The sequence below is a fragment of the Aliikangiella coralliicola genome, from assembly GCF_007004725.1.
GTDB lineage: Bacteria > Pseudomonadota > Gammaproteobacteria > Enterobacterales > Kangiellaceae > Aliikangiella > Aliikangiella coralliicola.
In genome coordinates this window covers 586,029-609,634 of record NZ_ML660162.1, presented here as the reverse complement: position 1 = coordinate 609,634, position 23,606 = coordinate 586,029, and the positions used below count along the sequence as shown (strand labels likewise).

General features: G+C 40.2%; 21 protein-coding genes. 9 read left to right on the top strand and 12 right to left on the bottom strand.

The features are described from left to right. Nucleotides 1-17: 17 nt before the first annotated feature. From FLL46_RS08790 to mnmG, 5 genes are all read right to left on the bottom strand, one after another. A complete protein-coding gene (locus tag FLL46_RS08790) occupies nt 18-1,118 on the bottom strand; it encodes an FAD-binding oxidoreductase (protein WP_142893111.1) in 1,101 nt (366 codons plus the stop codon). A gap of 149 nt (nt 1,119-1,267) precedes the next feature. Then, a complete protein-coding gene (locus tag FLL46_RS08785) occupies nt 1,268-2,149 on the bottom strand; it encodes a ParB/RepB/Spo0J family partition protein (protein WP_142893110.1) in 882 nt (293 codons plus the stop codon). Between the two features lie 46 nt (nt 2,150-2,195). After that, the gene (locus tag FLL46_RS08780; RefSeq protein ID WP_142893109.1) at nt 2,196-2,981 is read right to left on the bottom strand and encodes a ParA family protein; all 786 of its coding nucleotides are present in this window, start codon (nt 2,979-2,981) and stop codon (nt 2,196-2,198) included. 226 nt (nt 2,982-3,207) lie between these two features. Next, complete coding sequence (gene rsmG / locus FLL46_RS08775) at nt 3,208-3,840, bottom strand: 16S rRNA (guanine(527)-N(7))-methyltransferase RsmG (protein ID WP_142893108.1); 633 nt, start codon at nt 3,838-3,840, stop codon at nt 3,208-3,210. Nucleotides 3,841-3,854: 14 nt separating this feature from the next. Beyond that, the gene (gene mnmG / locus FLL46_RS08770; RefSeq protein WP_142893107.1) at nt 3,855-5,747 is read right to left on the bottom strand and encodes a tRNA uridine-5-carboxymethylaminomethyl(34) synthesis enzyme MnmG; all 1,893 of its coding nucleotides are present in this window, start codon (nt 5,745-5,747) and stop codon (nt 3,855-3,857) included. A 230-nt stretch (nt 5,748-5,977) separates the two neighbouring features. On the opposite strand from mnmG, the gene FLL46_RS08765 reads away from it, so the two are divergent. After that, a complete protein-coding gene (locus FLL46_RS08765) occupies nt 5,978-7,186 on the top strand; it encodes a hypothetical protein (protein ID WP_142893106.1) in 1,209 nt (402 codons plus the stop codon). Nucleotides 7,187-7,219: 33 nt separating this feature from the next. Here the strand turns inward: FLL46_RS08765 and mnmE are convergent, their stop codons facing one another. Genes mnmE through rpmH form a run of 5 tightly spaced genes read right to left on the bottom strand, consistent with a single transcriptional unit; the run spans nt 7,220 to nt 11,101 of the window. Continuing rightward, entirely contained in the window at nt 7,220-8,587 is a 1,368-nt protein-coding gene (gene mnmE, locus FLL46_RS08760) for a tRNA uridine-5-carboxymethylaminomethyl(34) synthesis GTPase MnmE (protein ID WP_142893105.1), read from the bottom strand. Between the two features lie 6 nt (nt 8,588-8,593). Continuing rightward, nucleotides 8,594-10,303, bottom strand: coding sequence for a membrane protein insertase YidC (yidC, locus tag FLL46_RS08755; RefSeq protein ID WP_142893104.1), 1,710 nt, complete (start codon nt 10,301-10,303; stop codon nt 8,594-8,596). Between the two features lie 21 nt (nt 10,304-10,324). Further along, nucleotides 10,325-10,564, bottom strand: a complete 240-nt coding sequence (yidD, locus tag FLL46_RS08750; RefSeq protein WP_210418638.1) for a membrane protein insertion efficiency factor YidD — start codon at nt 10,562-10,564, stop codon at nt 10,325-10,327. Further along, the gene (rnpA, locus tag FLL46_RS08745; protein WP_142893102.1) at nt 10,549-10,914 is read right to left on the bottom strand and encodes a ribonuclease P protein component; all 366 of its coding nucleotides are present in this window, start codon (nt 10,912-10,914) and stop codon (nt 10,549-10,551) included. Before rnpA ends, yidD begins: the two co-directional genes overlap by 16 nt. A gap of 52 nt (nt 10,915-10,966) precedes the next feature. Then, nucleotides 10,967-11,101: a 50S ribosomal protein L34 gene (gene rpmH, locus FLL46_RS08740; RefSeq protein ID WP_142893101.1), complete on the bottom strand. Its 135-nt coding sequence runs from the start codon at nt 11,099-11,101 to the stop codon at nt 10,967-10,969. Between the two features lie 850 nt (nt 11,102-11,951). Between rpmH and dnaA the strand changes: the two genes are divergently transcribed. From dnaA to FLL46_RS27325, 8 genes are all read left to right on the top strand, one after another. Continuing rightward, a complete protein-coding gene (dnaA, locus tag FLL46_RS08735) occupies nt 11,952-13,322 on the top strand; it encodes a chromosomal replication initiator protein DnaA (protein WP_142893100.1) in 1,371 nt (456 codons plus the stop codon). A gap of 24 nt (nt 13,323-13,346) precedes the next feature. Continuing rightward, nucleotides 13,347-14,453, top strand: coding sequence for a DNA polymerase III subunit beta (gene dnaN / locus FLL46_RS08730; protein WP_142893099.1), 1,107 nt, complete (start codon nt 13,347-13,349; stop codon nt 14,451-14,453). A gap of 22 nt (nt 14,454-14,475) precedes the next feature. After that, the gene (gene recF, locus FLL46_RS08725; protein WP_142893098.1) at nt 14,476-15,579 is read left to right on the top strand and encodes a DNA replication/repair protein RecF; all 1,104 of its coding nucleotides are present in this window, start codon (nt 14,476-14,478) and stop codon (nt 15,577-15,579) included. 27 nt (nt 15,580-15,606) lie between these two features. Then, complete coding sequence (gyrB, locus tag FLL46_RS08720; protein ID WP_142893097.1) at nt 15,607-18,036, top strand: DNA topoisomerase (ATP-hydrolyzing) subunit B; 2,430 nt, start codon at nt 15,607-15,609, stop codon at nt 18,034-18,036. Nucleotides 18,037-18,248: 212 nt separating this feature from the next. Continuing rightward, a complete protein-coding gene (locus FLL46_RS08715; RefSeq protein WP_142893096.1) occupies nt 18,249-18,830 on the top strand; it encodes a hypothetical protein in 582 nt (193 codons plus the stop codon). Further along, on the top strand, nt 18,827-19,198 hold the full coding sequence (locus FLL46_RS08710) for a hypothetical protein (RefSeq protein WP_142893095.1): 372 nt from the start codon (nt 18,827-18,829) through the stop codon (nt 19,196-19,198). Before FLL46_RS08715 ends, FLL46_RS08710 begins: the two co-directional genes overlap by 4 nt. Before the next feature lie 387 nt (nt 19,199-19,585). After that, nucleotides 19,586-19,981 (top strand): hypothetical protein, encoded by a 396-nt coding sequence (locus FLL46_RS08705; RefSeq protein WP_142893094.1) that lies wholly within the window; start codon nt 19,586-19,588, stop codon nt 19,979-19,981. Nucleotides 19,982-20,090: 109 nt separating this feature from the next. After that, nucleotides 20,091-20,663 (top strand): CPCC family cysteine-rich protein, encoded by a 573-nt coding sequence (locus FLL46_RS27325; protein ID WP_210418637.1) that lies wholly within the window; start codon nt 20,091-20,093, stop codon nt 20,661-20,663. 115 nt (nt 20,664-20,778) lie between these two features. Here FLL46_RS27325 and FLL46_RS08695 read toward each other — a convergent pair whose 3' ends face one another. Continuing rightward, complete coding sequence (locus FLL46_RS08695; protein WP_142893093.1) at nt 20,779-22,173, bottom strand: DUF3526 domain-containing protein; 1,395 nt, start codon at nt 22,171-22,173, stop codon at nt 20,779-20,781. Continuing rightward, complete coding sequence (locus FLL46_RS08690; RefSeq protein ID WP_142893092.1) at nt 22,160-23,596, bottom strand: DUF3526 domain-containing protein; 1,437 nt, start codon at nt 23,594-23,596, stop codon at nt 22,160-22,162. The genes FLL46_RS08695 and FLL46_RS08690 overlap by 14 nt, the downstream gene beginning before the upstream one ends. Nucleotides 23,597-23,606 lie beyond the last annotated feature (10 nt).

Genomic DNA, 23,606 nt, shown 5'->3' with positions numbered 1-23,606 from the left:
AAGATTTCACTTTAAAGTTAAATATCAAGTTCCACATCTGATTCTAGCCGCGTAGTACAGGTTAGAATGAAGTTTTCTTGCTTTCGCTCTGAATGTAAACCGATCTCATTTACCGTGTTGGTGTCACCGGACAATTTTTTAACCTGACAACAGCCACAATTTCCAGCGCGACAAGCTGACTCTATAGCGATACCTTCAGCTTCAATTCTTTCCAATAAAATTTCGTCCGCTTCTACGATCACTGTTTTACCTGTTTTCTTAAAAGTCAGATTAAATGGTCCGTCAGGTTTTTCATCTCGCATTTTTTGAGCTTCAACTTTTTCAGCTGCAAGTTTGGATTTTTTCTTTCCACCGGGATCAAAAGTTTCATCATGATACTGGCTCATATCAAAGTCGAGCTGCTGCAAACAGGTTTTCAGCTGTTCCATAAATCCTTCAGGTCCACAACAAAAAATAGTTCGCTCGTGGAGATCAGGAACAATATCTAACAATAAATTTTTATTTAATCGGCCACGTCTACCTAGCCAATTTTCAGTTAATCCTGGTTTGGTGCACACAACTTCCAGATTAAAATTAGCATGCTGATGATCGAGCAACGCCAACTCTCGCCGAAAAATAATATCCTGCACCGAGCGGGACCAATTGACAAAATGTATGTCTTTATCAGCTGATTGATCGCACCAAAACCTGGCCATGGACATTACCGGTGTGATCCCTGAACCCGCGGAAATCAACAGTACTTTATTCGATTTTATATCCATACAGTTAAATCGACCGGCAGGTCCACGCAACTCTAATGATGAGCCGACTTTAATATTTTGATGCAACCATGGCGAAACACTGCCAGCCGGGTCTAACTTGACGGTTAATTCCAGCACATGGGGGCGAGTAGGGGAAGAAGCGATAGTGTAGGAGCGGTTATGCCTTTCTCCGTCAATAGTGACCTGAATACCGATAAATTGTCCTGGTTTAAAATGAAACAACTGCGCTTGCTCTGTTTTAAACTGAAATGTTTTAACGTCATGAGTTTCTTCGATCACATTAACGCAGATCGCCGTTGTCTTTCGCGTAGACCAGGACTCAAGCGATTGGAGTTCAGTCAGGTTATCTACAAACATCTATCAATTAACCTTTAATTTTCACACCGGTTTTCATTCCAATTATTGATTCCGGTGATAGATAAAATTTGTGAGCAATTTTTTCCATTAATTTGCTCAAATAAAAAAGGGCTTATAAAAGCCCCTGTAAATTAAATTGTTGGAACAACTTAAAGTTGCTCTATTCCCATGTGTCGCAAAATACCATCGAGTTCATCCAGACTATTATACTGAATCGATATTTTACCTTTACCTTTGTTTCCGTGCTGAATAGATATCGGCGCGCCAATTTTATCGCCAATAGCTCTTTCAAGCTGTTCGATATGTGGATCAGCCGTTTCCGTCTTGTTTTTGGGTTTAATTGGTGAAAGGTGTTTACGCACCAGTTTTTCAGTTTCTCTTACCGTCAACTCTTTTGAAACAACCGTTCGAGCAACCAGTGTCTGTTCATCGCCAGGCAATGATAATAAAGCTCTCGCATGACCCATTTCCAGATCGCCGCGTTCTAGCATCACTCGACAAGGTTCCGTTAAACTTAACAATCGCAGTAAGTTAGTAACAGTGGTTCGGCTTTTGCCAACTGCATCAGCAGTCTGTTGATGAGTTAAACTAAATTCTTGCATTAATCGTTGCAACGCCACCGCTTCTTCCATGGCATTCAGATCTTCTCGCTGAATATTTTCAATCAAAGCCATCGCAATCGCGGCTTCATCAGGGATTTGTTTAACCAGACAAGGGATCTCGTCTAACTGAGCAATTTGCGAAGCGCGCCAACGGCGTTCACCGGCAATAATTTCGTATTTGTCTTTGCCGATTGATCTAACAACAACAGGCTGAATAATTCCCTGAGCCTTAATAGAACTTGCTAATTCTTCAAGTGCATCGTCGGTCATTATTTTTCGAGGTTGATATTGACCGGGTTGCAATAACTCTACAGGCAGTTTTTGTAATTCCCCTTTAGGAATCGCACTTTCAGCGGCTTCACCTTTTTGATCTTTTTGCGGTTTACTCAGGAAGGCATCAAGTGGTGAACGACCAAGTTTTTTTTTCATTAAAATTCTCTAATCGAATAATTTTTTGTTAAGCGAGTTAATCCCTTTAAGCGGCAGATCCAGCCATCGACTCTTGGCGGCGAATCATTTCTCCAGCTAAAGCCAGGTAAGCTTTGGCGCCACGTGACAAGCGATCGTATAAAAGGGCAGGCAATCCATAGCTGGGAGCTTCTGCTAAACGGACATTACGTGGAATGACTGTTCGATAAACTTTATCACCAAAATGTTCATGCAGTTGTCCGGAAACTTCAATTGCAAGGCGATTTCTCGGGTCGTACATGGTTCGAAGAATACCTTCGATTTCAAGATTGGGGTTAACGTGCTCAGTAATTTGTTGAACAGTTCGTAAAAGTGCACTCAATCCTTCAAGCGCATAATACTCACATTGCATAGGAATCATAACGCTATCAGCGGCAACGAGTGCATTAACAGTTAATATGCTGAGTGAAGGCGGGCAATCGATGAAAACATAGTCATATTGATCTTTAATGGAAAGCAATGCCTGTTTCAGGCGAGACTCTTTATTTTCCATATTGAGTAGGTGTGCTTCCGCAGATGCAAGATCTGAATTTGTCGGCAATACGAAAATTCCCGCCTGTTCTGCATTAATCACACAATCGCTAATAGGGCGCTCCCCCATTAACACATCAAGAACATGAAATTCTAATTCTTCTTTATCAACTCCACATCCGCTACTGGCATTCCCTTGTGGATCCAAATCAACAAGTAATACTTTACGCTTGGTCGCCGCCAGGGACGCAGCAATATTAATACTGCTTGTTGTTTTACCGACACCACCTTTCTGATTGGTGACTGCTATGATTTTGCCCACAAGATACCTCGGCTCCAGTTCTGCGGTTTAATCTCCGCGGTTTATTTCCTGCACAATCGTTTTACCTGACGGTTGTCATTTTTATTGGGTAATCAGGTTATTTAGTAAACACAAGAGCTCTACAGCCTAACTCTTTGTTTTTAAAATACTTTTATGAATTACCTTGTTATCGCTGCGTTAAAAATTGATCGGCGAGCGATCCATTATAGATTGATCGACGCTGGGATCAATCATTTCGTTTGGTCAATTCAATTAAACATCTTTCGACGTCAAGCCCGGGAATATTGAGTGACAAAACATCCTCTTTCCTTGCCCAGGACGGAAGTTGCTCGACTTCTTGTTCCGAATAAACACCCTTCATTGCCATCCATCGTCCGTTTTCGGCTAACAATGAACGCGTTGCTCCCACCATATCGGCCAGGGAAGCAAACGCTCGGGAGACAATCGCATCATACCCTTGCTCATCTTCAGATAATTGATGTGCCTCAATTCGACAATGATGGGCAACAACATTCTTTAGCTTCAGGTGATGAATTTGCTGACGAATAAATCTTATCTTTTTGCTGTTACTGTCTAACAGGTGAAATTCTTTGTCCGGCAACGCAATCGCCAGCGGCAAACCAGGAAACCCTGAACCGGTGCCAACATCAAGCGTTTTTTGGAAACGCCAAAAAGGCACAATCGATAAACTGTCCAGCAAATGAAGTTTCAGTGCTTGCGTTTCATCGGTAATCGCCGTTAAGTTAAACGTCTTATTCCACTTCAGCAATTCCGTCAATAATTCCATTAATTGGTCAAGCTGATGAGATGTCAAATTAAGTTGAAGGCTTTCAACGCCTTGCATTAATATTTGTCGCATACTCTCAGTCTGACTCAAGCTTGTTTAGACAGTTTGACACTGCGCTTTTTTATCGTTATCAACAACATTGAGATCGCTGCCGGCGTTACCCCGGAAATTCTGCTGGCCTGGCCAATTGTCTCTGGTCTGGTCGTTTCCAGTTTCTGAACAATCTCAGCAGATAAGCCGCCGATAGATGAGTAATCAATATTGTCTGGAATGAGAAGATCGAGCTGCTTTTTGTTTCTCTCAATTTCATCCTTTTGCCGATTGATATAGCCGGCATACTTTGCCTGGATCTCAACCTGTTCTTTCACATCAGCATTTAATCCCTGGCCAACGCCATCAATTGAATCTTCCAATAGTTGATAATTAAGTTGTGGTCGTTTTAAGAGATCCAGTTGGCTGTACTCATGAGACAGCGCTTTTTCCAGGTGACGATTAATTTTGTCTGCGGATTCCGACTGATGGTGAACCCAGGTAGTTTTCATCCGCTCTAATTCGTTCTCAATCGCGTCTCGCTTATTCGCAATCAATTGCCATTTTTGATCGCTTAATAAACCTAACTCATTCGCTTTTTGAGAGAGTCGCAAATCAGCATTATCTTCTCTAAGTAACAAACGATACTCTGCGCGAGATGTAAACATCCGATAGGGTTCTTGGGTACCTCGGGTGATCAAATCATCGATCATCACGCCAATATAGGCTTCTTCCCGTGAAGGTGACCAGGCACTCTTACCTTGCACTTGAAGCGCAGCGTTGAGCCCGGCTATTAATCCTTGCGCCGCAGCTTCTTCATAACCGGTTGTGCCATTGATTTGGCCGGCAAAAAATAAACCTGCGATATGCTTTGTCTCTAAAGAAGACTTGAGTTCTCGTGGATCGAAATAATCATACTCAATCGCATAACCTGGTCGGGTAATATGAGCGTTTTCAAATCCTTTGATTGAACGCACAAATTCAAGTTGGACATCAAACGGCAGGCTGGTGGAAATACCGTTCGGATACACTTCGTGAGTATCTAACCCTTCTGGTTCAATAAAGATCTGATGAGAATCTCGTTCTGCAAAGCGGGTCACTTTGTCTTCAATTGAGGGACAATAACGCGGGCCGACCCCTTCAATTTCACCACTAAACATGGGCGAACGGTCAAGCCCCCCTTTGATCAATTCGTGGGTTTGCAGGTTAGTGTGAGTAATATAACAAGGGATCTGGCGCGGGTGCTGAGAAGCAGAGCCAAAAAAAGAAAACACTGGTACCGGCGTATCGCCATGCTGTGGTTCAAGCCCTTCAAAATTGATACTTCGCGCATCGATACGCGGCGGTGTCCCTGTTTTGAGCCGTTCAACTCGAAAAGGGAGTTCTCTTAATCGTTGAGATAGGCCAATTGACGGTGGATCACCGGCTCTACCGCCGGAATAGTTAGATAATCCGATATGAATTTTACCGTCGAGAAAAGTTCCGGCCGTCAAAACAACCGTTTTGGCGTTGAAGCGCAGCCCCATTTGAGTGACCACGCCAACCACTTGATCCTGCTCTAATATCAGATCGTCAACTGACTGTTGAAAAATACGTAAATTGTCTTGTGTTTCCAGCGCTTTACGGACGTAGTTCTTATACAAGGTACGGTCAGCCTGAGCACGCGTTGCCCTGACCGCAGGCCCTTTGCTGGCATTGAGTTTTCGAAAATGAATTCCTGCGTGATCAATGGCAGTCGCCATAATTCCGCCCATCGCATCCACTTCTTTAACCAGATGACCTTTACCAATTCCACCAATGGCCGGATTGCAGCTCATCTGGCCTAAAGTTTCGATATTATGAGTTATCAGCAAAGTTGACACGCCAGTGCGCGCTGCTGCAAGTGCAGCTTCGGTGCCGGCGTGCCCACCACCAACTACAATAACGTCAAAACTCTCGTCAAAAATCATCAATTTTTCCATGGATTAAAAAAGGAGGGCGATCTTACCTAAAACTGTTTAATATTTGAACGACATTTAGCGATTAATTTAACAGTTTTCCTAAATGGCATAAAAATATTCGTATTTGTTCACTAATTAACGGATTATTAGCGTCAGTTCTGTCATTTTCGAGCTTTCTTTATTTTAACAAACAATTCTGGATCGGCTATTTAGTTCTATCAAATTAATTACCAAGATTAATGTTAAAAGTACTAAACAAAATTACTCGCTATTTATTGCTACTGGCTTTTGTAGCTTATCTGCTTTTCCTGTGGCAGGTAAAAAATGATATTAATGAATTTTTACGTAGTAGGCCGCTGAATCTCGAAATAGACTATTCATGGCTATGGGTAGACTGGCAAGGTAAAATATTCCTCCAAAATGCTGTTGGTTATGCAGACAGTGATGTTCCCATCTGGCACTCAGCTCTGGTTCAAGTTGATTTTGGTAGCCTCACAGACATCTGGAAAATGAAAGAGTATGTGGTATTCAGGAATTTGCCGCCTAATCTGAAAATTCTCATTGTTGAAGCTCATACGACCAAAGCGCTCGATCTGAAGGCGTTTTTTCAAACCTCAACGATAAAAATTCTAACTTCACTGGTGCCGGTCGAGTGCCAGAACAATTTTTATCAACATCCAGCCCCCTTCAGATTTAGCCTGCTTTCAGAACTGAAGTACCAGGAAACTTCGTCTCAAATAGAATTTGATGTGGATTTAAAAATGTTGGGGCTAATGAACGCAGTATTTACCGGAAATATTGACAACTTTAATACTAGTTCAACCAATAACCCCTTCGTTAGTTCGCTCACTTTTAGTAGTGACAGGCATACGTTGTTGCAGCAAAGAATACAAAAATGTATCGAAGATTCGGCCCTGCCGCCAGAAAGGGTAGTTAAACGATTTTCTGAGCAGCTTAACCGATTTGCGTCTGAAAGAAATTATTCATTAACCCGGGAATTCACTGATATTTTCGAGAACTTCGTTTTCTCCCCCCAGTCGTTCCATGTCAGTTATCATCCACCTGTTGGATTAAACTGGAACCAATTAATGCAAATGCCAGTTCACGAGTTGCCCGATAAAGCAGGGGTTACCTTGGAGCTCAACGCAAAAAACACCAATCATTACTTTTCCAACCTGGCACAACGAACCCAAATTCAAAAGGAACCATCGAATGCTAGCACAAAACAGGAAAATAATAGTTTCCTGCCTGTTAGCTATTCTGGATTGCAAAACTTTGAGGGATCAAAAGTCATCCTTCACCTGACCAATAATGGGACAGTGACAGGGATTATCGATCGATTAAAAATAAATCGGCTAGAACTCGCTCAACATCAATTCGGCGGAAAGTCGATATTACCATTTAAGTACAGTGAAATAAGCTCTATAGAGTTAGTAAACAATCACTAATATCAATCTATGGAAGGTTTGGAACGATAAAAACTATTTTCCGATACAGAAACTACTAAAGATTTTACCCAACAAATCATCTGACGAGAACTCACCAGTAATTTCATTGAGACAGTTTTGCGTCAACTTTAACTCTTCAGCTAAAATCTCACCGGCAGCCATTTCAACAAGTTGCGCGTATCCTGTTTGTAAATGGTGAGAAGCTCGAGTCAAAGCGTCAATGTGTCTCCGCCTGGCCATAAACGTACCAGATTCACTTGCCTCAAAACCAACCGACTGCTTTAGGTGCGATTTTAGCAATGCCAATCCCAGTCGCTTTTTCGCCGAAAGGGTAATTACCGTTTCACTGTTTTCAGTCGCAATACCAGCTACTTCATTTGTCACATCGCATTTATTGCGGATAAGGGTGACAGGGGGTAACTCCACCTCAGAATCGATAAATTGCCTTATTTCCTGCTGGGCCAGGTGTACCTCACCGTCGCTAGAATCAACCACTAACAGTATTCGATCAGCCTGTTCAATTTCTTTCGAAGCTCTTTCAATACCAATTTGCTCGACTTTGTCTCGCGCCTGTCTTAATCCAGCGGTATCAATAATGTGCAAGGGAAGACCGTCAATATTGATTTGTTCGGACAGCACATCTCGAGTGGTTCCAGCAATATCAGTGACAATCGCCGATTCTTTACCAGAAAGGGCATTAAGTAAACTCGATTTACCGGCATTAGGCTTACCGGCGATAACGACCTTCATGCCTTCCCGCAACAAACTGCCTTGATGTGCGCTGGACAACAATTGTTTAAGTTCTTTAACAATTTCGTCGAGTTGAAGTGTGACTTTGTCATCGGCGAGAAAATCTATCTCCTCATCTGGAAAATCAATCGCGGCTTCGACGTACATCCGAAGGTAGATAACTTTTTCAACCAGTTGATTTATCTGTTGGGAAAACTCGCCGGTTAAGGAACGCAAAGCCGACTTAGCCGCTTGCCGAGAACCGCTGTCAATTAAATCAGCGATAGCTTCCGCTTGAGCAAGGTCTAACTTGTCGTTAAAGAAAGCTCTTTCAGAAAACTCTCCAGGTTTGGCTAACTGTGCGCCACAAGACAGGATTGTCTCAATTAACAAGTCCATGACAACGGGGCCGCCATGTCCCTGGAACTCCAGCACGTCTTCACCAGTAAAAGAGTTAGGGCCATCAAAAAACAGGGCGATTCCCTGGTCGAGCTGTTGACCGGTAAGATCACGAAACGGAAGGTAGTGAGCATAGCGCGGCTTAATGGATTGACCCAGTAATTTTTGCGCTATGTCATGACACAATGGTCCCGAGACTCTGACGATAGAGACACCACCTTTACCAGGCGGCGTCGCTAAAGCAACAATGGTTGATTGATGGGGCTCAGTCATCGAGAGCTACTTATTTTTTGCTTCCTGTTCTTTGTTGAACTGGTTAGTGATGTAAAGTTGCTGAGCAATCGAGATCAAGTTATTCATTAACCAGTATAAAACCAGACCAGCCGGGAAGAAGACGAAAAAGATCGTCATAAACACCGGCATCATCTGCAACATTTTTTGTTGCATTGGATCCATCGTCGGCGAGGTCGGTTGCATTTTCTGCATCAGGTACATACTAGCGCCCATCAATAATGGCAAAATGTAGTAAGGATCTTTAACCGCTAAATCATTTATCCACAGAATAAAAGGCGCGTGTCTTAACTCAACGCTCTCCATCAAAACCCAGTATAAAGCGATGAAAACCGGCATTTGAATTAACAATGGAAAACAGCCGCCTAAAGGATTTACTTTTTCCTTCTTATACAACTCCATCATCTTCATCGACATTTGCTGGCGATCATCCCCATAACGCTCTTTCATTGCAGTCATTTTGGGTTGTAATAATCGCATTTTCGCAAAGGAGCGGTACTGAGCCCTGGCTAGCGGGTAAAGCAGCATCTTGATTGCTATCGTAACCAAAATGATAGCCGCTCCCCAGTTAATCACAAATCCCTGGAAAAATATTAACATGTAGAAAATCGGCTGGCCGATCCACCAGAGAAATCCATAATCAACAGTCAATTCAAGACCTTCTGATAATTTTTCCAGATCTGCTTGAATTTTCGGCCCAACATAAAGTTTTGCTGCAAACTCTACTGATTGGTCAGGATCTATCCATACCCAGTCCTGAGTAATTCGAATTTGAGATAAACCAGCTTTCCTCAAATTTTTTGAAGTTGCATCAATTTTATTAATCGACTTCGATTCGCCTTCCGGGACCCAAGCTGTAACAAAATAGTGTTGCAAGATAGCTATCCAGCCACCTTGAGTTTGAGCGCTCAGATCGCTTTCAGCTAAATCGTCAAAATCGTACTTTTCGTATTTAGATTCTTGCGTTGAATACGCGGGTCCAAGGTAAGACTGCATACCAATACCGACAGATTCTTGGCCGTCAGCAGGTAGTTGATCTCTCTGTAAAGCAGTAAACATGCGGTTGGCGATCCGCTCGCTACTTTTGTTATTAACCAAGAACTTCACATCAACAACATATTGTCCTTTGTGGAAAGTAAATCGTTTTATATATTCGACACCGTTTGCATTTACCCAGGTCAGATCCACATTAATCGATTCTTTACCATCAAGTTCATAGTGGTTTTGCGCGGAATGATAATTAGCTACATTTTTGTTGAAATCTGGTGCACCTGTGCCGAATAACCCTGATAAAGCCAGAAATATTCGCCCATCGCGGTTTTCTAAGATGTTGATAGGTGGCGAATTTTCATCTAGGGACATTTTGTAATTCAGTAATTCTGCAGATACCAGATTTCCACCGTTTGGTGAAATCAACACTTTCAACGTATCTGTAATTACCTCAATTGGTTGAGTTGATACCGAAACTTCAACTGAAGGGTTTGTTTTACCTGGCTCTTGCGGAATTTCAGCTGACAAATCATCAGCGTTATTTGGGCTAGCAGAAGGAATTGCCTGCTCTGACTGATAAACATCAACGGAGCTTTCGATAGAAGGTTTGGAAACTGGCTCTGGTTTATGGTCTTCTTGCCACGCCTGGTAAAGCAAAAATGTTAAGAACGCAAAAAGAATAAAAAGAAAAGTACGGGCGGATTCCATAATAAGTTAATTCTCGTAATATTAGTGCTTATGTTGACACTGACAAAATGGCTCTGGAACTTCATCAACGCCGCCAGGATTGAGTGGGTGACATCGAGAAATACGCTTAATCGTCAACCAGGATCCTTTGAAACTACCATGCTTGCGGATCGCTTCAATCGAATAGTTAGAACATGTAGGGTAGAAACGACATTCACCGCCAATAAACAAACTTAGCGTTTTTTGGTAAATCTTGATGAAACCGATCAAAATCGTTTGCATTTTTTGTGGAATTTGTCGAATAAGTCGTCGCGAAGTCGGATTATATCTGTTTTGGGTAATACAGCAATATCCCGTCGTGTAAGAATCACCAAATCGTAACCGTCTAAGGTATGCTGCCTAACCCTGAACTCTTCTCTGAGTAACCTTTTCACCAAGTTTCGTTGATAGGCGAATTTAAGGTTTTTTTTCGCAATAACCAATCCTAATCGCGGATGTTTAAGGTTATTTTTTCTCGCCAACAGGGTAAAAGCTTTATTGTTGACCTTAAAAGCTTTATCAAAAACTCGGCTAAAATCTTTAGCTGTTAAAAGACGAAGCTCCTGCTGAAATTTAAAGGACGCATTTATCATCCCCAATTCCTAACAGGAGCAACTAATTCTATCTAAGCTGATCAATCAACAATTAAGCAGTAAGTCTTTTACGACCTTTTGCTCTACGTCGATTAATTATCTGGCGGCCATTTTTTGTTGCCATACGTGCACGGAAACCGTGACGGCGCTTGCGCTTAAGTGTGCTAGGCTGAAATGTACGTTTCATCAGTCTATCCGTTATTTAATTAGCTAGTGATCACAGGCAACACGACTACCTGTCTGTAAGGGGCGCAAATTCTATTGCATTGAATTTTCAGTGTCAATGAGTTTTCTGCTCACTTTTTATTCTTTTGTCAAGTTGCTCCATTTTCTTTTGTCCAACTTTTATCACTAACTACTATATATAGTAATAATGTAAAAATTCTGTAACTAAATATGCGATCTTTTTAAAAATAGTTCTCATTTCTGTGGATAACCTATTTACCAAAAATAATTTAAAAATAGGAAAATTTCCCTAATTTTTAAGCCAGATCGCTGATAGTCGCTAAAACATTAACTAATCCGATCCAAATTTACTAAGTTATCTACAGGCTAATAATAATTATAATAAATAAAAAAGATCTTATTATTACTTATTATTAGATCTGCTTAATTCTGTGGATAAGTAACTATATCACTTTAAATACAAGTATTTAGGCAAAGGATAACTATGTCAATATAAACTGTAAATCAACTTAAAAAACTTTGATCAAAAGTGTAAAAATAAACACAAATTATTAAATCTCTTGTTATGCACACAATTTTATACATTAAATTAACAAAAACGATCACAAAACCGTTATTAAAGAAAAAAATTGCTCATTAAACCCACATTGTTAATTTCTAGAAGATTCAAAGAAAATTATGACAAAACGCGAAATTCTGTGGATCAATTATTAAATTCGATCTAAACTTCACAACTCTTTCACAACACATTTATTAAAAGTGTTAGAAAAGGAAAGAAAACGTAGCTGAAAGCAATAATCAGCTTAACTTAAGCCAGTCAATAATTAATAATAATCCCGAACCCTCAATCAATGTGGAATAAGTGCCAAAGATATCTGCAGGATGAGCTGCCACCTACTGAATTCAGTACCTGGATCCGTCCGTTAAAAGCAACCTGTAGTGAAGATAAACTCCATCTCCAGGCACCCAATCGATTCGTGCTTGATTGGGTTAGAGAAAAATACTTGTCTAGAATTCAAGAAATCTTATCAAGCGAAGTACAAAATAAAATTGAAATACAACTTGATATTGTTTCGGTTAATCCTTTGTTTGAAAAGAAAGAGAAAGCTAACAATGTTTTAGTCAAGGAAACCCAGCAGCAGCAAACAACTGTTAGTGAACAACCAAAAAAACCTTCTTCAAATCCTTTAGAAGGTAATAAAAAGGGCAATTTGAACCCAGCATTCAAGTTCGATAGTTTTGTTCAAGGAAAAAGCAACCAACTTGCTATGGCGGCAGCTAAGCAGGTCGCACAAAATCCAGGGACAGCCTATAACCCACTTTTCATTTATGGCGGTGTCGGTTTAGGTAAAACCCACCTAATGCAATCAGTTGGCAATCAAATTTTAAAGAACAAGCCGAATGGTAAGGTCATTTACCTACATTCTGAGCGATTTGTTGCTGATATGGTAAAAGCGTTACAAACCAATTCAATTGAAAAGTTTAAGCGGTTTTATCGCACAGTCGATGCGCTATTTATCGACGATATTCAGTTTTTTGCAAATAAAGAACGATCCCAAGAGGAATTTTTTCATACCTTCAATGCATTACTTGAAGGAAATCAACAAGTTATATTAACATGTGATCGTTATCCCCGAGAAATAGATGGTGTTGAGGAACGCTTAAAGTCGAGGTTTGGATGGGGCTTAACCGTTTCTATTGATCCACCGGAACTTGAAACAAGAGTTGCAATACTGATTTCGAAAGCTGAGGAAACTGGCATTGAACTTCCACACGAAGTTGCTTTTTTTATCGCGAAAAGAATACGTTCGAATGTACGCGAACTCGAAGGCGCGCTAAAACGCGTTATTGCAAATGCACAATTCACTGGCAAAGAGATCACCGTCGAGTTTGTTAAAGAAGCTTTAAGAGACCTGATTGCGGCGCAGGATAAACAAGTCAGTATCGAAAATATTCAAAAGACGGTGGCTGAATATTATAAAATTAAGGTTTCTGACTTGCTGTCAAAGCGAAGAAATCGTTCTATTGCCAGGCCGCGCCAGCTGGCAATGTCGTTGGCAAAGGAGCTCACTAATCATAGTTTGCCAGAGATAGGCGAGGCGTTTGGCGGAAAAGACCATACGACAGTGTTACATGCATGTCGTAAAGTAAAAGCGCTAAAAGAAGAATCACAGGATATTAACGAAGATTATACAAACTTGATGAGAACATTATCGAGTTAACGGTGGTATGAGGAGCACCAAATAATGAAATTTTCGATAGGAAAAGAAGAGTTAGTCGCACCATTGCAGTTGATTTCCGGCGCTGTAGAGAAACGCCAGACATTGCCTGTGCTCGCTAATTTGCTTTTAAAAATCGATAACGGCCAACTAACTCTGACTGCAACTGATCTCGAAATAGAGATGTCAGCTAATCTACCATTGGAAGGCGAGTATGTGGAAGGTGATATCACTGTCCCTGCGCGAAAGTTGTTAGATATTTGCAAAAGCCTATCCGATGATAACGTAATCGAGATCACCCTTGATGAAAACAAATTAAGGATTTCATCTGGTAAGAACCGTTTTTCTTTATCGACAATTTCAGCGCAGGAGTTTCCAAATATTGAGGAAGCGGTGTTTAATTTGGAATTTGAAATTGAGACCGGCGATTTTAAAAATCTTTTTGATAAAACTCAGTTTGCCATGGCGCTGCAGGATGTTCGTTATTACTTAAATGGAATGTTGCTAGAAATAAACGGCGCTAACCTAGTGTCAGTGGCAACTGATGGCCACCGTTTAGCGCTCTCTAAAATCGAGTTAGAACAACCAGTTAATGAAGAATTAATGCAAGCTATCGTACCCAGGAAGGGGATATTAGAGGCAGGTAAATTGTTGTCTTCTGCAGAAGGTAAATGCAAGGTAGAGCTTAGCAGTAATCATATTAGAATCACGTTAGGGACTTACGTATTCACCTCTAAATTGATTGATGGCAGGTTTCCAGATTACGATAAAGTGTTACCCAGGAATTCACAGCGGTTACTGGTCGCGGATAAAGGTGCGTTGAAAGATGCCTTCTCTAGAGCTTCTATTTTGTGCAACGAAAAATTTCGTGGTGTTCGGCTCGATATTAAGGGAAATTTATTAGAGATCCACGCAAATAACCCGGAACAAGAAGAAGCTGAAATTGAGTTAGATGTCGACTATAACGATGAAGATCTGGAAATTGGTTTTAATGTCGGCTATTTGCTAGATGCGCTTAATGTTATTCAGTCGGAAAATGTCCGGTTTAATTTAGGTGATTCCAATAGTAGTGTGTTGATAGAGAATGCTGATTCGAGCGACAGTTTATATGTCGTCATGCCTATGCGTTTGTAAATGGTTAGAAATACAACATTGAATGTATTTAAAGTCTTTTAGCCATCAAGGAATACGGAACCTCGCTTCTGGTAAGTTCGAATTGAGTCCGGCTTTGAATATTGTTTATGGCGAGAATGGGGCAGGGAAGTCTAGCTTGCTAGAGGCTATCTGTTTACTCACCTCTGGCCGTTCTTTCAGAACGAATAAACTAGACTTGGTAACCAATGAAGAAGCAACCCAATTTATTGTTTTTGGGCAAAACGAAGAGCAAGGAAGATTTGGTTTAAACTACCAAAAAAAATCTAAGACAAAGCTCATTAAAATAGACGGTGAAAAGGCAAAGGCGTTGTCCTCTTTGTCGAGAATTTATCCGACCCAAGTTATCTGCCCGGAGTCATACCACCTAATTGATTCCGGCCCCTCTGAGAGAAGAAAGTATCTAGACTGGTGTTTGTTTCACGTGAAACATCAGTATCATTCTGAGTGGAAACAATATTCGGCTAACTTGAAACAACGAAATGCACTATTACGAAGGAGCAGTAAACCAGATCTGGAGCAATTGGAAATCTGGGATAAGTTGCTTTGCGACAGTGCGAATAAAGTTAATCAAGAACGAGAGGCATTACTTCTACAGTTAGAGCAGACGGTTTTAGCGACCATAGCTCAGCTCAATATTGAGTTTTGTGATTCTCTGACAATGCGCTATTATCCGGGACATTCGGGGGATTTGGCAGAAAAGTTAAGAGGTAATTACCAGTCTGATACAGATTCGGGATTTACAAAATTTGGACCCCATAAGGCAGATATCAGACTGAAAGTTAATGGCTACCTGGCAAAGGATTATTTGTCACGAGGGCAGAAGAAAATTTTAATCAATGCCTTGCTGTTGGCTCAAACAAATTTTCTAAAGACTCAAACTAACAAGGATAGTCTATTCATAATCGATGATTTTTCATCTGAGTTAGATCAGAATAATCAGCGAGAGCTTTTAAGCATGTTGATAGCGCAAAACAATGTGCAAATCATTTTGTCTTGTTTGCAACTTGATTCACTAAAGTGGTTAGAAAAAGGGTATAATAATGCCCATATGTTTCACGTGAAACATGGGAATGTCACTCCCATCAAATCATCAGAAACTTATTGAATTAATTAAGAAAAGGTAGAGTATTGAATGTCTGAAAATAACGATAGTTATGATTCATCCAGTATCAAGGTTCTAAAAGGACTAGACGCAGTTAGAAAACGTCCCGGCATGTACATTGGAGACACCGACGACGGTACCGGCTTACATCATATGGTATTTGAAGTTGTCGACAACTCGATTGATGAAGCGCTCGCTGGCCACTGTTCTGACATCAATGTCACAATCCATCCTGATAATTCCATCTCAGTGTCCGACGACGGTCGTGGAATTCCCGTTGGAATACATCCAGAAGAGGGGGTTTCTGCGGCTCAGGTTATTATGACGGTGCTACACGCAGGTGGTAAATTCGACGATAACTCTTACAAAGTATCAGGCGGATTGCATGGCGTTGGTATATCTGTTGTTAACGCGCTTTCTGATCAACTATCCTTGACCATACGCCGGGAAGGTAAGGTTCACGAGCAAAACTATAATCTCGGTGAACCTGTTGCACCTTTGGCGATTATTGGTGATACGCAAAGAACAGGCACAGAATTACGATTCCACCCAAGCCCTGATATCTTTAGTGATATTAACTACCACTACGATATTCTTGCTAAAAGACTAAGAGAACTATCTTTTCTGAATTCCGGCGTGAGTATTCGTCTTAAAGATGAGCGTTCTGGTAAAGAAGATCACTTCAAATACGACGGTGGCATACAAGCATTTGTTAGCTACTTGAACCAGGCAAAAACGCCAATCAACGATAAAATGTTCCACTTCACTGCAGAAAGAGAAGAAGACGGTATTACTGTTGAAGTGGCGATGCAATGGAACGATAGTTTCCAGGAAAATATATTCTGTTTTACCAACAATATTCCTCAGCGTGACGGTGGGGCGCATTTGGCTGGATTCCGTTCTGCGTTAACTCGAACCTTAAATAGCTATATCGAAAAAGAAAATGTCGGTGGAAAGAATAAGGCATCAACGACTGGCGATGATGCAAGAGAAGGGTTAACCGCAGTTATTTCTGTCAAAGTACCTGATCCGAAATTTTCGTCTCAAACGAAAGACAAGTTAGTTTCCTCTGAAGTAAAAGGCGCCGTTGAGCAAGCGATGAGCCAGAAGCTCAGCGAATATTTACTAGAAAATCCTCAAGAAGCTAAGACCATAGTAACCAAAATGATGGATGCTGCTCGAGCCAGAGAAGCGGCGCGGAAAGCAAGAGATATGACTCGCCGTAAAGGTGTTTTAGATATTGCTGGTCTGCCAGGTAAATTAGCTGATTGTCAGGAAAAAGACCCTGCGGTTTCAGAACTTTATATTGTGGAGGGTGACTCTGCGGGCGGTTCTGCTAAGCAGGGGAGAAACCGTAAAAACCAGGCGATTTTGCCGCTAAAAGGTAAAATTCTTAATGTGGAAAAAGCGCGTTTTGACAAAATGTTATCTTCAGCTGAAGTTGGTACGTTGATTACAGCACTCGGCTGCGGCATTGGCCGTGACGAGTTTGATGTTGAAAAAGCGCGTTACCATCGAATTATCATTATGACCGATGCTGATGTTGATGGAGCGCACATTAGAACGCTCTTGCTGACTTTCTTTTATCGTCAAATGTTACCGCTGATAGAGCGAGGCTTTGTGTATATTGCTCAGCCACCACTTTATAAAATGAAGAAAGGTAAACAGGAAACCTATATTAAAGACGACGCCAGTTTGGAAGAATATTTAACTAGTATGGCGCTAGATGAAGCATCATTACATGTTAATGCTGAAGCACCTCCTTTGGGCGGAGCGGCACTAGAAAAACTGGTTAATGAATATCGTTCAGTCGAAGCTGATATTCGCCGACTGTCACAGTTGTACGCACCTACAATCTTAAAGGAGCTTGTTTACTTACCTGAGTTATCTGTTGAATCTTTGGAAGACAAAGATAAAGTTGAAGAATGGATAAGCTTACTTGATAAAAGCTTGAAGGATGACGGAAAGGCTGGTGCAACTCGTTATGAATTATCGGCTAAGAAGGACGAAGAAAGAAATCGTTACCTACCTGAAATTAAAGTCATTCATCATGGTTTATCCAAAGTATATAGTTTAGATAAATCTTTCTTTGCTTCTGGAGAATACAAGAAAATTGTCGCACTTGGTTCTCATATAAACGGTCTCTTAGAAGTGGGTGCTTACATACAACGTGGAGCTAGAAAACAAGAAGTTTCGAGCTTTGACGAAGCTTTAGACTGGTTAATGCAACAATCAAGACGCGGCTTATCCATTCAGCGATACAAAGGGTTAGGAGAGATGAACCCGGGGCAGCTTTGGGAGACTACTATGGACCCAGAAAGCCGTCGTATGCTGCAGGTAACTATCGAGGATGCTGTTGCTGCTGATCAATTGTTTACCACGCTGATGGGCGACCAGGTTGAGCCTCGTAGGGACTTTATTGAGTCTAATGCATTGGCTGTAGCTAATTTGGATGTTTAGTTAGCCATTTAATTTGAAAGCTCAGAATTCGTGGAATGAAGTTTCATCAATTTTGAAAAAGTAAAAGGGCATGTTGAAAGGCATGCCCTTTTTATTTCAAAAGAAATCATAGTGAGTACTTACTAATAATAAGCTTTATCAGTGGTGAAATGTGAAAAAATATTTGAGCGAAAAAAGTACAGGATGGTTTAACTTCGGAATTAGTTGAGAAAATGAAAGAGCATCATTATAAAAATACATTTAGGGATAATATAAAAAACATCTTGATAACTGAGAAAGATGTAGAGAAAGCGTTTTTGGCTTTTCAAGATGAATACCATTCTCTGGATAAGAACTTAGCTCCCGCTTTTCCTTTTGAATTAGAACTCACCGAAACTGAAAGTCTAAGATATAGTGTTTTCTATCAAGGCTCAGTCGAAATGTCAGAGCAAACTATAGTGATTACTCATAAGGGATATGATGCGTATCTTTGGACTGATATCGATGGTTGGAATTTGGACAATGAACACACTGATGTTGACGAAATTGTGCGACAGCTTTCCTCAGCTCCGATAATTAATAAAGTACCAGAAAGTGTAAAGGAACTTAAAAAATTGCTCGATGATGGATATTGGTCTTTCAATAACGGGCAACTTCCTAGTTTTAAAGGCGAAAGGCCTGAAGATGATAAGGAAGTTTTTTCTTGGGACTCTGATTTTGTATTAGTTGGTAACAAACTAGATAACTTGGAAATCATGAAGCGGAATGAATGGGCAAAATTATGCGAAAGGGAGCAAAACTGGTTTAGAGAATGAAAGAAATTAAATTAGCCTCTGGCGAGAATGAGTTTTCGATAAGTTTAATCGATGAACAGACTGAAGACTTATCTTTAGAATATGATGTAAGAATACAAGTCGAAGTTAAATCAGATGATTTTATTGGGTTTACTAAATACTGGGTGCTTAGTGAGGCGATGCAAGGATTTTGTCAGTCTTTAATTAACCTTAATGAAACACGAAGTGGCTCTGCTTTATTGGAAAGTATGTCTAGCGGGGAGCACGAGATGAGAGTCTTTGTGAATAAGACGCTTAAAGGGGAATCAAAGACAGCACTTAATATCGGCGGTCCTTCTTGTGGTAGATATTACGATATCAGAGAAGGTTTTTGTTTTCCAGAATACTAACCCTGATTACTTTTTTGCTGTGAGTGAAAACGATCTTAAAAACTTACATTCGGATGCTAATAAGAAACTTTCCAATCTAATTCAGTTAGCTGACGAGTTAAACTAACTATTGGTTGTTACCTTTGAGTATAAGCCGAAAAGCAATTTTGACTGATTGTGCTCTTTAATGGAATTAATTTTAGTACCAAAGAAGCGAGAGATGGCTTGTCCAAACTCTTCAGTGGATTTTGTAATCAACTACACCAACTCTTACGCTTAGTAACAACAAACCTTTGAAATTTGTAAATATCGACGGTATAAAACAATATCAGCTATTTGGGAAACATTTAAGCTTCGACTGGCAGCTTCAAATATACAATTCGTCTTCGTGAGTATTAAGAGTATTCAATGCAAAAAAAATTAGCCAAAGTTTGTGTTTTATTGGGACTCCTATTACTTTCATCGTGTGAAAACGAAACTTCAAAATACAATCACCTCGCAAAAAATGTGCTTAAAATAAACAGCTTACCTTCTAGTGCTTTGTTGTTAGAAGAAAGTATTGGGATAAACACATTTTTTAAAGTTAAGGAGTATCACTTGGAAATTTCGGCTGCCGACTTTAAATCCTTAATATCTGGCAGAAGGTATAAGGCTTGTGCTACTCAAACAGTTTTTCTTCATGATGCAACGCTAAGCTTTTCAAACTCGAAAAACATCCTCTTAAATTATTGCATGAAAGCAGAAGGTATTGCTATCTATAGCGATAGTGGCAGGCGCAACGTATTTATAATACAAGAGTATTAACTAGAAGCATTTCTACTTAAAATTAAAATACGAAAAGTGATAATAAGAAATAGCGGCCTGAAGATGTAACTCAAACGTGTGTAATTAAAGTTAGGTAATCATGTAGTGTATGAAAATTGAACGAAAAAAAGCGCAAGAGCTAATCGCAAAGAAAAGCATCGCTTTACTTTCTGATAAAGATACGCTGAATATTATTTTCGAATATGCGATTTATGAGAATGAGAGTGAAGCAAAAGAAGGTATAGAGAATGGTGATTTGCCTCATTTAGACGATAAAGCTATTTTGGCTCTTTGTTCGTTTCCTAATCTGCCCGTACCTGATAGAAATATTTTTGAGCCATTGCTTATGGACTTCCTAATCTTTAAGTTAAACAAAGTTCAGAATTCCTATATAGAAGACAAGTTAAGAAAATACGGTTTGGACTGTGCTGTTGACGGAGAGCCAGAAGAAGTCGCTCCTTGCCCATGTTGTGACTATTTATCAATAAGTCCTGGTGAAAAAGGAGCTTGGGAGATTTGTACTGTTTGTTTTTGGGAAAATGGTGGTGATGGCCCAAACCATATGTCCTTGGCGGAAGCTCGAAGGAACTTCGAAGAAATTGGGGCTATAGATAGATGTTCACTTAAATTTATAGATATAGAAGGTCCTAAAAAATACGCTCGAAATGTTTATAAGAAGTAGCGTTTTGCAACTAATAAATGATCAAATAGGTTAAATCTACATTGTAGTAGCTCAGACTTAGTGTAAGAGCTACTGGTTTCAATGTCAGCTATAACTAAATTTTCCAAAGCCAATGTTAGCTATCTGAAGTCGAAACTCTCTGCAATTTTAAAAACACAAAATAATACAAGACAACACCCAACAACAAAAATATTAATGGCCATATAAAAGATGGCTGATAACCTTGTTTATTCTGCTTAAATTTTGGAAAGTTTTCTAGCGCTTTTTTATCGACCTGTTTTCCATTATATAAATAGAAATATATAAATTCTCGAATGTTCTGGTGGTGCTCACTAATTTTTTGCGTTTGTTCAAACCAGTCTTGACTCCCACTACCAGCCACGCGATTCACCGCTAACTGAAATGCAATACTTGGCGACAGCATACTCAGCTTTTTGAGTTCTTCAATCCTGGAACGTTCTTGCGATAAATAATGCTGCCAATATTTATCAACTGCGACATCACTCATATGTTGTTGCGCATAATACCATTCCCAGGAACCACTCCGATCTGGTAACTTAAAGTCGCTATATTCAGGATATTGTTGCTTAAACTCTGCAAACATTGTCTCGCCTTTTTTATCCCAGCCATTATTCATAACCATACGTTGCTCAAGTGTTGCTTGAAGTTCTGGCTTTTCATCATATTGATGTTGTAGATGTAAGTGGACTGAAGCCGGGATCAATATTGTCAACACTAACCAAACGCCAATGTAACTCATCGTATTGAAAGTTGAGCCTTTCGCTAAACTAATGATGAGTCCGGCAATAATAGTCCAAAACATCATGTAAACACTAAAGATCAGCAGCAGCCAGACCAAAACCAGATCAAACGGAATGGATAGCCAAATTACAGCCAATAATATGGCCCCCCAACCAATTACAGTGATAGTAGAAGATGCCAGCATAAGCCGGCGCCATATCAATATTTTTCCAATCTTTCCAATAGAGCCTAACATGCGCCAGCGGTTAGATTCCTTTTCTTCGCTAAGCAGTGTAATAGAGAGGACGCCAAGCAAAATAGGCATTAAATAAATGAGAACAAAACCCAGATCGAGACGACCGGCTTTTTGCCATGAAGGGTTCAAGATTTCGCGGCTGTAGATTTGTCCTTGTAAAGCAAGAGCGCGTATTGGCATTGAGCTGTATGCGGTCTGGCTTTGCCCAGTAAACAAACTAGTCCATGGTGATAAATACCAGCGAGTTGGAGAAAATAAATAATATCCTAAGCTCCCGGCGCTTGGTAGTTTAGCTTGTTCTTTATATTCGCTGATTTTTGTTTGATAAGCAGCATCTGAAAGTTGCTGTTCTGTTAATACTCTTTGTCTACTTTGCTCACCCAGATGAATAGCTAATATGGTGCAAACAAAGATCAAACCAAGCGTGATCCGAGAGGCTATGCTACTAAACAATAATTTGAACTCTAGTTTAAGGCTAGGTATTTTAAGATTAGAGATTTTAAGACCAGGCATAAAGCCTCCTTTTTATTGGTCGGCTTCTTGCTGTGAAAATGACGATACCAATTATCACTAATGGTATAGGCCAAAAACTGGTAAAGGGTTTCACAGAGACTACTAAATTCGGTGCTTGATAGTGGAACGCCTGAAATTTTGACCACATGTCATGGTGGGCTTTTGAGCCTCTATCTTGATGGTAGTCAATATGCTCAGCGTGGATTTGATTTAACTTGGTTATACGGTTAAACCTGTGCTGTTCTGACTGTAGCTCGTAATCATAAAAGTGTTTGATGTTCGATCCTGAAACAGCCATGGACAAGTCTCGAAACAATAAATATGGATTTATCCAGTAGAAATTGCTGACAAAAAGAAATTGCTTTTCTTGTTGTAAAATCGATGCTTTATAAAGTTTGGAATAAATTTCACTACTAATTCGCTCTCCTTCTTGAATGACAAGTGCTCGATAGTTCACAGGCAACTCTTCTACAGTTTTGACACCGTAACGCTGTAGAGTCTTAGCTTTAAACTCATTAAAATGCGGATCGTCTGGGTTATGACTATTTCCAATTTGACTCACTTGTTCTTTTATTTCACGGTCAAATGCGTTTCTGCTTAATTGCGGAAATTGTTCAGCAGCAATATCTGCTAACAACCTGGGACTGATGATAACCAGAACAAACCACAACGAAATCAATATACCCAGGGCGTACCGCGGCAAATTGGTTAAGCTTGATACTAAAAGAATACACGCGATCCAAAACACGCTATACATGATATAAATAACGGCCAATAGGCCCACTCGAATTAAAGTGTCACTCGCATATGTTACATCCGCGAAAAGCAGTAAGGCCAAAGTGGCTATAAACACTGGCAATATAAAAAGTAAAGATATAACCAGGTAGCAAAGTCCTTTACCCGTCAATAGCTGAGTTATGGAAACATCAACAGACAGCAATAGTTTTAGTGTGCCGCCTTTTTTCTCGGCAGCGATGGTGCCAAACGCCATTGCGATCAGGAGCAAAGGCCAAAAAGTGAGCATCAGATTAGCGACTGACATTTCCGAAAACCTGAGTAAGGTGCCACTGCCCTGATCATTGGCAAAATTAGCGCTGTTTTGTCGGTGAGCTTCGATAAAAATACTATTGCCAACAAAATTATTGACACCAATATCAAAGAAACTTAAAGCGCTAGGTGGTCTAAAAGTGAAATGACCAAAGTGAGCAACTCTGTGAGGATGGCGATCAGGTTGTGAGTTCCATTGATGCTCAACTATTTCTTGTGCTTTTGCCTGTTTTTCCTGAGTTTGCATATGTTGACTCCAGCCCGAAATTAAAGCGGTGAACATGAGTCCCTGGCTGATTATAAACATTAATGTGAGTAACTTTTCTTTACTCTTCTGTCGCCACTCGTGGCGAAATACAGTCAATATATTGTTCACAAAACTTACC

Excerpts from the sequence above, each read along its gene's own strand:
- FLL46_RS08790 (WP_142893111.1), bottom strand. The coding sequence starts at position 1,118 with ATGTTTGTAGATAACCTGACTGAACTCCAATCGCTTGAGTCCTGGTCT.
- FLL46_RS08785 (WP_142893110.1), bottom strand. The coding sequence starts at position 2,149 with ATGAAAAAAAAACTTGGTCGTTCACCACTTGATGCCTTCCTGAGTAAA.
- rsmG (WP_142893108.1), bottom strand. The coding sequence starts at position 3,840 with ATGCGACAAATATTAATGCAAGGCGTTGAAAGCCTTCAACTTAATTTG.
- mnmG (WP_142893107.1), bottom strand. The coding sequence starts at position 5,747 with ATGATTTTTGACGAGAGTTTTGACGTTATTGTAGTTGGTGGTGGGCAC.
- FLL46_RS08765 (WP_142893106.1), top strand. The coding sequence starts at position 5,978 with ATGTTAAAAGTACTAAACAAAATTACTCGCTATTTATTGCTACTGGCT.
- mnmE (WP_142893105.1), bottom strand. The coding sequence starts at position 8,587 with ATGACTGAGCCCCATCAATCAACCATTGTTGCTTTAGCGACGCCGCCT.
- yidC (WP_142893104.1), bottom strand. The coding sequence starts at position 10,303 with ATGGAATCCGCCCGTACTTTTCTTTTTATTCTTTTTGCGTTCTTAACA.
- yidD (WP_210418638.1), bottom strand. The coding sequence starts at position 10,564 with ATGCAAACGATTTTGATCGGTTTCATCAAGATTTACCAAAAAACGCTA.
- rnpA (WP_142893102.1), bottom strand. The coding sequence starts at position 10,914 with ATGATAAATGCGTCCTTTAAATTTCAGCAGGAGCTTCGTCTTTTAACA.
- rpmH (WP_142893101.1), bottom strand. The coding sequence starts at position 11,101 with ATGAAACGTACATTTCAGCCTAGCACACTTAAGCGCAAGCGCCGTCAC.
- dnaA (WP_142893100.1), top strand. The coding sequence starts at position 11,952 with ATGTGGAATAAGTGCCAAAGATATCTGCAGGATGAGCTGCCACCTACT.
- dnaN (WP_142893099.1), top strand. The coding sequence starts at position 13,347 with ATGAAATTTTCGATAGGAAAAGAAGAGTTAGTCGCACCATTGCAGTTG.
- recF (WP_142893098.1), top strand. The coding sequence starts at position 14,476 with ATGTATTTAAAGTCTTTTAGCCATCAAGGAATACGGAACCTCGCTTCT.
- gyrB (WP_142893097.1), top strand. The coding sequence starts at position 15,607 with ATGTCTGAAAATAACGATAGTTATGATTCATCCAGTATCAAGGTTCTA.
- FLL46_RS08715 (WP_142893096.1), top strand. The coding sequence starts at position 18,249 with ATGAAAGAGCATCATTATAAAAATACATTTAGGGATAATATAAAAAAC.
- FLL46_RS08710 (WP_142893095.1), top strand. The coding sequence starts at position 18,827 with ATGAAAGAAATTAAATTAGCCTCTGGCGAGAATGAGTTTTCGATAAGT.
- FLL46_RS08705 (WP_142893094.1), top strand. The coding sequence starts at position 19,586 with ATGCAAAAAAAATTAGCCAAAGTTTGTGTTTTATTGGGACTCCTATTA.
- FLL46_RS27325 (WP_210418637.1), top strand. The coding sequence starts at position 20,091 with ATGAAAATTGAACGAAAAAAAGCGCAAGAGCTAATCGCAAAGAAAAGC.
- FLL46_RS08695 (WP_142893093.1), bottom strand. The coding sequence starts at position 22,173 with ATGCCTGGTCTTAAAATCTCTAATCTTAAAATACCTAGCCTTAAACTA.